Genomic DNA, 12,138 nt, shown 5'->3' with positions numbered 1-12,138 from the left:
ACCGCACATCACCGACCGCACATCACCCTCAGCGCACACCGCGCCCCGTGAAAGGACTGCCATGACGCACACCGACACCCTCAACACCTTGAGNGCACTGCGCACCGCGCTCNTCGAGCGCACCGAACCAACCGCCGACCTCGCCGAGCGCACCGCCGTCGTGCTCACCGGCGCGCACGCGCGCCACCTCGCCGGCGTCGCCGACCGCCACGAAGCCCGCGCCGCGGCGCTCTACGAGCGCATCGCNACGCACCTGGGNCCGCGGCCGATCGCCGCAGCGGCCTACGTGCTCGCCGCCCAATGCGCCTTCNTGGCCGCCGACTACCGCCGCACCGCGGCCCTGCTCGCCGCCGCCGAAACTCATGCCGCCCGCCACGGCGGCGACGTGCCGCCACTGGCCCGACTGCTCAAACTCGACCACCGCGTCAGCGTCCACACCGCACNCGCCGCCGCCGAAACTCATGCCGCCCGCCACGGCGGCGACGTGCCGCCACTGGCCCGACTGCTCAAACTCGACCACCGCGTCAGCGTCCACACCGCACGCTGACCCCAGACACCAAGAGAGCCGGCACGCCCTGTCCTCGTGACAGACAGCGTGCCGGCTCTCTTTTTCCTCCGGTCCAGCGCCCGGCTCATCAGCTGATGCCGGCGCTGAGCCCCGCGCTCATCCANTCCCACAGCTGGCCGCCCACCAGCCACGNCAACACCGCGCCTTCTGCAGCCACCGCCGCCAGCGCCGCCCAAATCTTGCCCATNCTCACCCCCTTTGCTCCGTAGCTGCTGACNGCTCACACAGCTGCGCCAGCCACGCCCTGCGGTCCGCCCCGACCCGCTGCCACGCCTGCATCGACCGCCAGGTCGCCGGGATCGGCGCCCACGCCGCTCGCGCCGCTCGCGCGGCGCCGCCGGCCNGCCCNTCACCNCTCACAAGCCCACTCACCTCCACNTCGTCCCCCACACCCCAACTCTTTCCATCCCCCTCACCCTAAGCCCGCCCCTCACCACACACTGGCACCAATTCCTCACCACCTCCCCCCTTGCAGCACACCCACTCCGCCTCCGCTCCGCTCCTACCNAACAGACTTCCGGCACATTGGCACAAGTTGTGCAATACTCGGCTTCGGGCGCTGGCGCGCCCGAACCCCGGCCGCCCGGCGGCGGCCTGTCCGGCTTGGTGAGGTGGTCTGGTGGCGGTNCGACCGTGCTGACGATCTCGCGGCTGAGTCGCTGGAGNATCGGCTACTACAACGACACCGCCAATCAGGCCCGGCAAGCCTCGATGGACCGNCAGGCCGCCGGCGGCGGCCTGGGCGAGTACTACTCCGAAGGCGACACCCGNGTCCCGACCTGGGTCGTGGTCGGCGACAAGGCCACCGTCGGTNAGGCCACCGGACTCGACGGCGCCGCACTCGACGGCGGGTTTGCTGACACCGAGGTAGCGGCACGGTGGCTCGACGATGGAGTGACCCCCAACGGGGAGGCCGGACGGGCGTTCGGAACCAACGGGGTGCACGGGTTTGACCTGATGTTCGCCGCGCCCAAGAGTGTGTCGCTCCTGCGGTCGCTGACCGACGACGTGGCCGAAAAGGTCATGCAGAACGCCCACGTCAAAGCAGTCGAAGCCGCGATGACCTACCTGCACGAACACGCCGGGTACACGCGGGTGCACAACCCGCTGACCAGCAACAAAGACCTCCAGCGGCTGCCCGGGCTGGTGGCCATCGCCTATCAGCACGAGACGAGCCGCTGCGGGGACCCGCACCTACACACCCACGTCATCGTGCCGAATCGCCAGGTCAGAGCTGATGGGCGGCTGGTGTCGATCGACTCCAAGTCGCTGTATCACGAAGCCAAAGCCGCCGGGATCATCTACCAGGCCACGCTGCGCCACGAGTTGCACGCCGAGCCAAGTCGCTGTATCACGAAGCCAAAGCCGCCGGGATCATCTACCAGGCCACGCTGCGCCACGAGTTGCACGCCGAGCGGGGCTTCGAATGGCAGCCCGTCGATGAACATTCCGGCATGGCCGAGATCGCCGGCGTGACCGCGGCGAGCATCAAGGCGTGGTCGCAGCGTTCGACGCGGCTGCGGGAATGGGCCAAAGACAACCTGGTCGTCGTCGACGGTGAGCCGACCGCCGCGCAGTTGGCGACCGCGCAGAAAGCCACCCGGCCCACCAAACCCGAGCAGCTCGCCTGGGACGAACTCAAAGCGATGTGGCGCGCCGACGCGCGCGGTCTGGATCTGGACCCAGAAAGCCACCCGGCCCACCAAACCCGAGCAGCTCGCCTGGGACGAACTCAAAGCGATGTGGCGCGCCGACGCGCGCGGTCTGGATCTGGACCGCGACGCGCATTTCGCCGCGCGCGAGGCGCGGCGCGCACAGGCGCGCACCCCCCTGGACCGAGCGCGCATCGCGCACATGGCAGCGCGCATCGACAAGGCCGCGTTCACGCGCGCGGACATGGTGGAGATCGTCGGCGCGCAGCTGCCCGTCGGCGCGGTCGGGGAACCGCGCGCGCTCATCGAAGCGTTCGTCGACGACGTCGGTGTGCGCATCAGCGCGCCGCGCGAAGCGCACCACCGCGAAGGCCACGAGAAGTACACCGTCGACGCGATCATGCTCGAGGAGTCCCGCATCCTCGACATGGTCGATACCTCCGACAACCGCAGTCGTCTCGACGTGCGCGCTGCCGATCTGGGGGACCTCTCCGCCGACCAAGAGCGCGCCATCCGCAACATCGCCGTCTCCCCATTTCTGGTGCAGCCATTGCAGGCCCCGGCCGGTGCTGGCAAAACTCACTCACTGAAAGCGTTGCGCGCCGCCGCACACCGGGCGAACAAAGAAGTGCTCGTGCTCGCGCCCACCGGCAAAGCCGTCGACGAAGCGATGCAGGAGGAAGCCGGCGACCGCGGCCTGACCGTGGCCAAGGCACCGGGCGAACAAAGAAGTGCTCGTGCTCGCGCCCACCGGCAAAGCCGTCGACGAAGCGATGCAGGAGGAAGCCGGCGACCGCGGCCTGACCGTGGCCAAGGCGCTCAANCTCATCGAGGACAACAATCTGGCCATCGACCGGCGCACCGTGGTCGTCGTCGACGAAGCCTCCATGGTCGGCACCCCCGAGCTGAAGAAACTGCTGTCGGCCGCGGTGGCCGGGCGCGCGAAGATGGTGCTCGTCGGGGACCCCTACCAGCTGGCGCCGGTGAAAGCCCGCGGCGGCATGTTCGANCATCTNTGCGGGGACCTGCCCTGGTCGCAGCGCCTGGGCGAAGTGTGGCGGATGCGCAGCGCCGAGGAGCGCGACGCCTCNCTGGCGTTGCGGTCCGGNCACGGCAATCGCCTGCGNAANGCGGTCGGCTGGTATCGCAGTCACGGCCGCCTGCACACCGGCGACCCGATCGCGATGGCCAAAGACGCCGGCGATGCCTACCTGGCTGACCGGGCCGCCGGGAAAGACTCACTGATGGTCTGCGACTCCTGGGAGATGGCCGANACCCGATCGCGATGGCCAAAGACGCCGGCGATGCCTACCTGGCTGACCGGGCCGCCGGGAAAGACTCACTGATGGTCTGCGACTCCTGGGAGATGGCCGANGCGCTCAACCAGCGCGTCCACAACGCCCTCGTCGGCGACGGGCCGTCCGTNCGGGCCGCCCGCGACCAGCGCATCGCCGTCGGCGACATCATCATCAGCCGCGAAAACGACATCAGNATCCCCGTGCACCCCGGGGCCGANCACCCCGTCGGCCAGGCCGTCGACCAAGTACGCAACGGCAACCGGTGGCGCGTGGCCGGCATCGACGAAAAGACNAATCGGGTGGCCGCCGAACGGCTCACCGACAAAGCGCGCGTCCGATCGCGATGGCCAAAGACGCCGGCGATGCCTACCTGGCTGACCGGGCCGCCGGGAAAGACTCACTGATGGTCTGCGACTCCTGGGAGATGGCCGANGCGCTCAACCAGCGCGTCCACAACGCCCTCGTCGGCGACGGGCCGTCCGTNCGGGCCGCCCGCGACCAGCGCATCGCCGTCGGCGACATCATCATCAGCCGCGAAAACGACATCAGNATCCCCGTGCACCCCGGGGCCGANCACCCCGTCGGCCAGGCCGTCGACCAAGTACGCAACGGCAACCGGTGGCGCGTGGCCGGCATCGACGAAAAGACNAATCGGGTGGCCGCCGAACGGCTCACCGACAAAGCGCGCGTCGTCTTCGACGGCGACTACCTGCGCCAGAACGTCACCCTCGGCTACGCGGTGACCGTGCACTCCGCCCAGGGAGTCACCGTGGGCAACAAAACCACTCCCGGTGTGTGCCACTCCATCCTGGCCGACACCTCCAGCCGAGCCATGGCCTACGTCGGCATGACCCGCGCCAAAGACGAAAACCACGCCTACGTNTACCAACGGATCAGCGGCGAAGCCGACCACGAACACTCACGCCTGGTCGCCGGGGCTGACATTCACGTCCTNCGGCGCGGCAACAAATGGGCTGCCGCCCACCACTTCCGCACCATCCTGGCCAACGACGACCGGCCCCGCACCATGCACGCCGAAGCNGAACGCACCGAACGTGACCTACTCCCCCAACCCGTCAGCGACCTGCTGATCGCCCANGAGCAGCGCCGCAGCNCCCGCAGCGCGGTATGGCGCGAACNCAGCGCCGCCGGNCGGGCCGCGGCCNCGGCCTACCAGCGGATGGCCACCGTCGCCGAGACCGTCGCCGAACGCGACCGTGACCGGGGGCGCGACATCGACGGCCTCGAACTCTGATCTGGTGACGCACAGTGCCACCAACGCGCGATAGCGTCAGAACNTGACCGGTTGCTGCGGGGAGCCAGCGGCCAACGACGCAAGGAGTGCACCAGGTGAAGATCACGACCGTGTTGGCGACAACCGCAGCGGCCGCCGGGATCGGTGTCTTGAGCGCGCCNATCGCGCTGGCCGACAACCCCACTCCGAACCTGGTGACGTTGGGGCAGCCNGCCGAACTGATCAACGGGNCGGTGGTGCAGGCCTGGACAATCAGCGGGCTCAAGCCGAGCAGCGACGTCATCCCCTGGCATGTTCGCGGAGCGCTGTGGGAAGCCACCGCCACCAACACGGCGGTCGCGGGCACCGTTCAGCCCATCGTGTCCGACCTCAACGCGCGGGCCCGCAACGGCGACACCTACCGAACGCTNGAAGCCACCGCCACCAACACGGCGGTCGCGGGCACCGTTCAGCCCATCGTGTCCGACCTCAACGCGCGGGCCCGCAACGGCGACACCTACCGAACGCTGTTCCTGGTCGCCACCCCCCAGGGAGTCAACCCGGCCGCGCTCGCCCAAGGCCAGCTGACCTCAGGAAAAATCTACTTCCCTAGTTCCCAAACGAGCGTTGGGATCATCGATTCCTGAGGTCAGCATGTCGCGAACGCGTTCGCGACACACCGGTGTAGATGCGCGACGTATTCGGACCCGGGGAAATAATCAGTCTGGATGGTTGGGCGGTTACCAGCACGGCCGAGTTGTCGCTAGTGGTCGGGTGGGCTGCTCGGCCGATATCGGATGGGGGCGGTCGTGAGCTACCGGAATAAAACCTACGTGGCTTTTGCCAGCGAGGATATTCACTGCTACAGGCTGATGGAGGCCTGGCGGGACAATGACCGTATCGACTTCGACTTCTACGACGCCCACGACCTGTTCATCTCGCGGGATACCAGCCAGCCCGAGACGATCAAACGGAATCTACGTGAGCGCATGAAGAACGCCAAGCAGATCGTCTTGCTGGGAAGCGTAACCGGCCGACAGAAGGGAAGTGATGGTCGGTCGTTCCTCGCGCACGAAGTCAAGGTGGCGATTGAGTTCGACCTTCCGATCGTTATCGCAAATCTGGATGGCAAGCGAACAGTCGATCTATCGGTGATTCCGCAGCCCCTGCTCGATGCGGACTACTACACGATCTCTGTGTCGTTTCAGCCCACTATCATCAGGTACGCACTTGACCAGTACGCACCCGCTTACGCCGCCAGCGGAAAGAGCGGACCGTACCATTACAAGTCCGAAGTCTATTCGGACCTCGGCCTATGAGTACAGCTCTACGGAGCGATTTATTCAATCGGCGATTCCTTGTGCGCACGGCCACAAGGGTTTTCGCGTGGATCGGACTGTGGTCGGCCGGTGGGCAACTACTGGAATGGGCTTTCCATTTTTCCGACCAGCGGTGGTGGTCGCCATCCGTAGTGTCAGTTTCACTATTGGGAATACCGATCGCCATCTGGTCGTCGTGGCCGCGTCCCATCGAGGATGTACGAGACACCCAATACGCGGATCCGAGTCGTCAAAGGCGACCTCTTGGACGAAGAGACCGAGCACTTGGTGATCACAACATGCGACGCCTTCGACACAGCCACCCCGAACATCATCGCCCGCAACAGTCTGCAAGGGCAAGCACTCGAACGAATCTACGACAACAACATCTCGCGTCTCGACGGTGATCTGGTTGCAGCACTTAGTAACACCGAGCCTGCTGGTGATGTAGCAAAGGAAGGGAAGACCGTTCGCTACCCGTTGGGAACTGTGGCGACGATCGACCATCCAGGACGCAAACTGTACTTCGTTGCAGTCACCAGAATGGACGAGAACAACAACGCGCAGGGAACTCCCCGACGGGCTTTGGATTAGTCTGAACCGACTTTGGGTAGCGATCGCGCGTTCGTCCAACGGCCGAACAGTCTGCATGCCCGTCATCGGTGGCGGGATGTCCCGCATGTCGAGCATCGTTCCGACTCAGGACTCACTGCGTTTCACCATCTTGTCGTTCATGTTCGCATCCAGGAAAAACCTCGTGTGCAGTGAGTTGCGAATAGTAATGCGCCCCGAGGACTACGAAAAACTGGATCGGCTTGAGCTGCAGTCATTTCTAACATCGCTCAAGCCATCATGAGCGGCGAGTCGGCGCTCGATATTCCCGACAACGCGGCGTGCGCCTTTTGCGATTACCTCTCAGGGAGGCGCCCATTCACGGTAGCCGCCCGAACCGATGAGATCGCCGTATTGGTAACACGCGAGCAGCGCGGGCTGCCGCACCTATTGGTGGTTCCCACAACGCACAGAGAGACGATCGTGGACCTACGTGACAGCGAAGTCGTTGCCTTGGCGATCGGTGTGCGTGCCGCGGCTCGGGCAATCGACGACGCCTACCAGCGGCCGGGAATCGCCGATCAGACGATCGCCCACGTGCATTTCCACGTGGCAGGGACCCTTCCACCTGAGTTTGGACATTTTGCTTAGTACCCAGGGTTGTAGCCGAGATCGGTGAGGATCTTGTGTTCGGTGTCGGGGATTTCCGGTGGGAAGGTCTGTGTGGCGCCGTTGATGGTGATGGTCGCCGAGCGCAGCGGGCGCAGTTGCTTGACGACTTTGGCGATGGACAGGCCGGTGCGGGATTGGATGGCGTGGGAGACCGCCAGGGCGGTGAACACGATGGTCAAGTGGGCCTCGATGGCATCGCGCATGCGGTTGAACATGGGTCGGGCATCGAGGTCGGACTTGGACATCCGAAACGACTTCTCGACGTGCCAGAGGTCGTGGTACTTAGCGATGACCTCGGCGGCCGGCATCACCGTGACCGGCACGTTGGTCACGTAGCCTTTGAGTCCGACCAGGGATTGAGCGCGGGCCAGGCTGGCCTCGTCGACCGCACGGTCGTCGCCTCGGGTCTTGACGAATCGTGCTGTCTTGGCTTTCTTCTCCCCGGAGACGATCGCCCGGGCCCGGGCTTCCTGAGCCGCGAGGGTTTTCTGGTCGCGGCGGGCTCGTTTGGCCGAATACGACCAGATCGCCCGCCACGCCGCGGTGTCGCTGTCGGGATTCCAGACCGGTTCGGCACGCAACTTGGTGGTGTTGACCTTGGTGTTGCCGTGCCGCGGCGTCACGGTGTCGATGATCTGTCCGTCGGTGAAAACATCACCGTTCCAATGGAAGTGGGACTCCAGATCTCCGGGTGCCTTCGTCCCACGGGAACCGACGATAAACGACAGCCCCACCTCATCGAGCGCAGCGAGGTTCGATGCCGAGAGCATCCCGGCATCAGCAGCCACCACCATCGGTGTGCCTTCAAGGTTATGGCGGGCCAGAAAGCTGGTGACAATCGGTACGATCGTGGTCGTCTCGGCGGTGTTGCCTTCGAAACAGCCGATTTCCAAAGGGAATCCGCTGCGGTCCACCAGCAGACCGACAACAATTTGAGGATCGACCCGCCGTTCCTTGGAGTAGCCGATCCTGCGCAGCGAATCCTCGGATTCGGCTTCGAAGTACAGGGTCATGACGTCGTACAAAATGAGGGACAGGCCGCCGCAGTCGGTGGCGTAGGCGAAGCATTTCTTGGCGATCGCGTCACGGTGACCATTGGCGTGGATCTTGCGGACATGGCGGTCGATGGTCTTGTAGGACACCACCTGGGCGCCCAGATCGGACAGCACCCGCGATGCGTCGAGCTTGCTGGTTGGTTCGACGATCCGGGCGATCACCAAATCCCGGAACACCGCATCGCCGACGGTATCGAACCCGAGCCAGTCATACACGTGGCCGAGGGTGTCGTAGAGCAGACGCGAGCTGGCTCCGAGCGTGCGCCCTGGGGCCACGACCGGGGCCGGCGCCGAGGGCCGGGACTGTTCGGCGATCAACGCCTGCTTACGGAAATCGGCGACATCGGCCATCGATTGGGCGGGGGTGTCAGATGGTCTGTGTAAGTCCTGACGGAAGGATCTCAGGACATGGCTACTGGCAAGGACGAGGATTTCCAGTTGGACGAGGTGGTCTCCACTAAGGAGATGGCCGAGGCTCTTCGGGCGTCGGGCGCGGTGGACGATTTGCTGGCTCAGATCGACACCGGCGAGGTGGCGCTGACCGGTGAGGGCGGCTTGCTGCCCGGGTTGATCAAGCTCGCCCTCGAGCGTGGGCTGGCTGCTGAGCTGACCGATCACCTCGGCTACGAGAAGGGTGATCCGGCCGGTCGCGCGCTGCCCAACGCCCGTAACGGCAGCTCTCCCAAGACCGTGCAGACCGAGGCCGGCCCGGTGCCTTTGGACGTCCCGCGCGATCGTGAGGGCTCGTTCACCCCACGGCTGGTGCCCAAGGGTCAGCGCCGCATCGGCGGGCTCGACGATATGATCATTTCGCTGTATGCCGGCGGAATGACAGTGCGCGACATCCAATTTCATCTTCAGTCGACGCTCGGAACCGAGGTCTCGCACGAGACGATCTCCAAGATCGTCGACGAGATCTCCGAGGCCGTGCTGTCCTGGCAGCACCGGCCGCTGGACGCGCTGTATCCGGTGATCTACCTCACGCGATCGTGGTCAAGGTCAAAGACGGCGGCCATACCCGCAACAAGGCTGCTCACATCGCCGTGGGCGTCGATATGGCCGGGATCAAGCACGTCCTGGGCATCTGGGTCCAGCAGAACGAAGGCGCCTCGTTTTGGGCTTCGGTCTGTGCTGATCTGGCCAATCGGGGTGTGCGCGACGTGCTGATCGTGTGCTGTGAATCGCCCTGGTTCTGCCGGAGGCTCAGGCTATTGGATTTCGACCAGGGGCTGGTCGGTCCGTTGTGCATCGTAGAACGCGGCTTCGAACTCGGTGGGCGGAATGTNCCCGAGGTAGCTGTGTAGCCGCGCGGTGTTGTTCCAGTACACCCAGCTGAGGGTGGCCAGCTCGACGTCCTCCACGGTCTTCCAGGGTCCGCCCCGGGCGGGACCGTAGATCAGCTCGGCTTTGTAGTAACCGTTGACCGTCTCGGCCAGCGCGTTGTCGAAGCTGTCACCGACGGACCCGATCGAGGGCAGCGCGCCGATCTCAGCGAGCCGTTCGCCGTAGCGGACCGACGTGAACTGCGATCCGGCATCGGAGTGACAACGCAAGCCCGGCAGTGTGTTTCCGCGCGACCAGCGGGCCATCTCCAGCGCGTCGAGCACCATGGTGGTGCGCATGTTCGACGCCACACGCCAGCCCACGATCGTCCGGGAGAACGCATCGACGATGAAGCAGACGTAGGCCACTCCGGCCCAGGTCGGCACATACGTCAGGTCGGTCACCCACAACTGGTTCGGCTCGGTGGCGCTGAACTTACGCCCGACCAGGTCGGGATGGCGCGCCGCGGCCGGGTCGGCTGTGGTGGTCTTGACCCGTTTGCGTCTCCGCACGCCCTCGATCCCGAGGCTGCGCATCAGGCGTGCGACCTGGTCACGGCCGACGTCGTGGCCGGCACGACGCGCGGCTTTCCACAGCTTGACTGCGCCATAAACGCGGTAGTTGTCCTCCCAGAGCTTCTGCAGCGCCGGCCCCAAAACGGCATCGCGGCGGGCCCGGGCCGACGGTGGCCGGGTCGTGGCGTCGTAATAGGTGCTCGGGGCCATCGACACCCCTGCGCTGCGCAGGACGGTGCAGATGGGCTCGACCCCGAACTCGGCCCGATTGGCGTCGATGAAGGCGACTATTTCTTGTGTTGGCGGTCGAGCTCCGCCCCGAAGAAACTCGCTGCTCTCTTCAGGATCTCGTTGGCCCGCTTGAGTTCTCGGTTCTCCTGCTCGAGCTCCCGAAGCCGCGCAGATTCGGCGGTCGACACCCCGGGTGTCAAGCCTTCATCAATATCGGCCTGGCGCACCCAAGTGCGGACAGACTCCACCCCGTAGCCGAGCTGGTTCGCCACCCTCTGCACCGTGCCCTGCGCGCTGCCCAACTCCGCGCGCAGCGCCCGGACCATCCGTACCGCCGCGGCCTTCTCCTCCGCGCTATAGCGGCGGGTCGTGGGCTTCCCAGCAGACTGTTCCTTCGGCATACCTGCATCCTCGTTTCCAAGGTCAGGAGCCTCCAGGATTTCCAGGGCGATTCACTATAGCGGCGGGTCGTGGGCTTCCCAGCAGACTGTTCCTTCGGCATACCTGCATCCTCGTTTCCAAGGTCAGGAGCCTCCAGGATTTCCAGGGCGATTCAAGCACAGCCGGGGATTTTCGATGAGCGCCGTCACGAGTTCTTGAGAAGTACGGGACCCACGATAAAGACAGCGGCGAACTGGTAGACGACTCCCCGAACGGGAGCGAGGCGTTCGATCAATCCCTGCCCACGGAGACCGGCTATCCGGAGTGGCTCGCCAACACCATGCTCAAGTGGTTCCCGAAAGACCTAATCAAGAAGTACGGCGGACATACAAGCTTCAGTGTTGCTAGCGACGACTCGCTGTACCTGCTGGCTGAGTACGCCAACAGATCGCCGCCGATCTGCGGGCGCGAGGGCACACTGTCGAGCCTTCTCCAGTCAACCTCATCTGAGGGCGTCTGACGCCGCTGCGTCGGGAATGCCGTTCAATCGGTACCGGCTTGGAATACTGGCGGCACGACCGGGCACTGAAGGGGGCCAAACGACGTGGCAAGGGCCAAGAAGGTCAAGACCGATACGAGGTCGCTCGAGCAACGACTCTGGGCGGCCGCGGATGAGCTGCGCGGCAATCAGGAGCCGTCGGAGTACAAGCACGTCGTCCTCGGCTTGGTGTTCCTGAAGTACATCTCCGACCGCTTCGAGGAGCGGCGGCTTGCGATCGAGGCGGCGCTGGCGGACCCCGACTCCGACGACTACATCCCCAATGAGGCGCGGCGGGCGAAGTTCATCGAGGACCGCGACGAGTACACCAGCCACAACGTGTTCTGGGTGCCGCCGCAGGCCCGCTGGCAGCACATCCAGGATCGCGCCAAGCTGCCCAGCGTCGGCCAGGACATCGACACCGCGATGGACCTGATCGAGAAGGAGAACCCCAGCCTCCGCGGCGTGCTGCCGCGCAACTACGGGCGCGAGGGACTCGACAAGGAACGTCTGGGCAGGCTCGTTGACCTCATCGGAAGCATCGGGTTCACCACGACCGACGACCACGGCTCCGACGACGTGCTCGGGCGCGTCTACGAGTACTTTCTCGGCCAGTTCGCCGGCAAGGAGACCGGCAAGGACGCCGGCTCGTTCTATACCCCGCGGTCGGTGGTGCGCACCCTCGTCGAGATGTTGGAGCCGTTCAAGGGCCGCGTCTACGACCCGGCGTTTATGCGAAATTTTGATGTCTCACGAGACAGTTTCATTAGGCGGGATTGCTTACTCGCAGCCGCCTGACT

Annotated in this window: 8 protein-coding genes, 3 pseudogenes and 1 other annotated feature; of the genes and pseudogenes, 9 read left to right on the top strand and 2 right to left on the bottom strand. The window is 65.2% G+C overall.

Annotated features, from left to right (window positions below; genetic code table 11):
- Positions 1-1,201 precede the first annotated feature (1,201 nt).
- The 7 genes and pseudogenes from H7I57_RS20220 to H7I57_RS20195 all read left to right on the top strand — a co-directional run.
- Positions 1,202-3,853, top strand: a pseudogene (locus H7I57_RS20220) (AAA family ATPase); the annotation flags it as partial.
- An 8-nt stretch (positions 3,854-3,861) separates the two neighbouring features.
- Positions 3,862-4,773 (top strand): hypothetical protein, encoded by a 912-nt coding sequence (locus H7I57_RS34060; RefSeq protein ID WP_504928644.1) that lies wholly within the window; start codon positions 3,862-3,864, stop codon positions 4,771-4,773.
- A gap of 95 nt (positions 4,774-4,868) precedes the next feature.
- Positions 4,869-5,360, top strand: a pseudogene (locus H7I57_RS20210) (DUF1942 domain-containing protein); the annotation flags it as partial.
- Positions 5,361-5,561: 201 nt separating this feature from the next.
- Positions 5,562-6,071 (top strand): TIR domain-containing protein, encoded by a 510-nt coding sequence (locus tag H7I57_RS20205; protein ID WP_264025593.1) that lies wholly within the window; start codon positions 5,562-5,564, stop codon positions 6,069-6,071.
- A 216-nt stretch (positions 6,072-6,287) separates the two neighbouring features.
- Complete coding sequence (locus tag H7I57_RS20200) at positions 6,288-6,665, top strand: macro domain-containing protein (RefSeq protein ID WP_264025591.1); 378 nt, start codon at positions 6,288-6,290, stop codon at positions 6,663-6,665.
- Positions 6,601-6,927 (top strand): macro domain-containing protein, encoded by a 327-nt coding sequence (locus H7I57_RS33825; RefSeq protein ID WP_372510306.1) that lies wholly within the window; start codon positions 6,601-6,603, stop codon positions 6,925-6,927. Before H7I57_RS20200 ends, H7I57_RS33825 begins: the two co-directional genes overlap by 65 nt.
- Complete coding sequence (locus H7I57_RS20195; RefSeq protein ID WP_264025589.1) at positions 6,924-7,274, top strand: HIT family protein; 351 nt, start codon at positions 6,924-6,926, stop codon at positions 7,272-7,274. The genes H7I57_RS33825 and H7I57_RS20195 overlap by 4 nt, the downstream gene beginning before the upstream one ends.
- On the opposite strand, the gene H7I57_RS20190 is transcribed toward H7I57_RS20195, so the two are convergent.
- Positions 7,271-8,854: an IS1634 family transposase gene (locus tag H7I57_RS20190; RefSeq protein WP_443678338.1), complete on the bottom strand. Its 1,584-nt coding sequence runs from the start codon at positions 8,852-8,854 to the stop codon at positions 7,271-7,273. The two genes, H7I57_RS20195 and H7I57_RS20190, sit on opposite strands and share 4 nt — an antisense overlap.
- Between H7I57_RS20190 and H7I57_RS20185 the strand changes: the two are divergent.
- Positions 8,759-9,531: pseudogene (locus H7I57_RS20185) on the top strand (IS256 family transposase); the annotation flags it as partial. The gene H7I57_RS20190 and the pseudogene H7I57_RS20185 overlap by 96 nt on opposite strands.
- A 27-nt stretch (positions 9,532-9,558) precedes the next feature.
- On the opposite strand, the gene H7I57_RS20180 reads toward H7I57_RS20185, so the two are convergent.
- Positions 9,559-10,820 (bottom strand): IS3 family transposase gene (locus tag H7I57_RS20180; protein ID WP_264025587.1). Its coding sequence is split into 2 segments (ribosomal slippage): positions 9,559-10,517 and positions 10,517-10,820, totalling 1,263 coding nucleotides; the frame shifts between segments, so codons are not numbered across the junction.
- Positions 10,390-10,521 (bottom strand) — a sequence feature (AL1L pseudoknot). It overlaps the preceding gene by 132 nt.
- A 584-nt stretch (positions 10,821-11,404) precedes the next feature.
- Between H7I57_RS20180 and H7I57_RS33545 the strand changes: the two genes are divergently transcribed.
- A complete protein-coding gene (locus H7I57_RS33545) occupies positions 11,405-12,136 on the top strand; it encodes an HsdM family class I SAM-dependent methyltransferase (RefSeq protein ID WP_264025586.1) in 732 nt (243 codons plus the stop codon).
- The last annotated feature ends 2 nt before the right edge of the window (positions 12,137-12,138 follow it).

This window comes from Mycolicibacterium pyrenivorans (assembly GCF_025821625.1).
Taxonomy (GTDB): domain Bacteria; phylum Actinomycetota; class Actinomycetes; order Mycobacteriales; family Mycobacteriaceae; genus Mycobacterium; species Mycobacterium pyrenivorans.
Note: the sequence above shows the minus strand (reverse complement) of the source record. Positions and strands in the feature narration are given on the sequence as shown.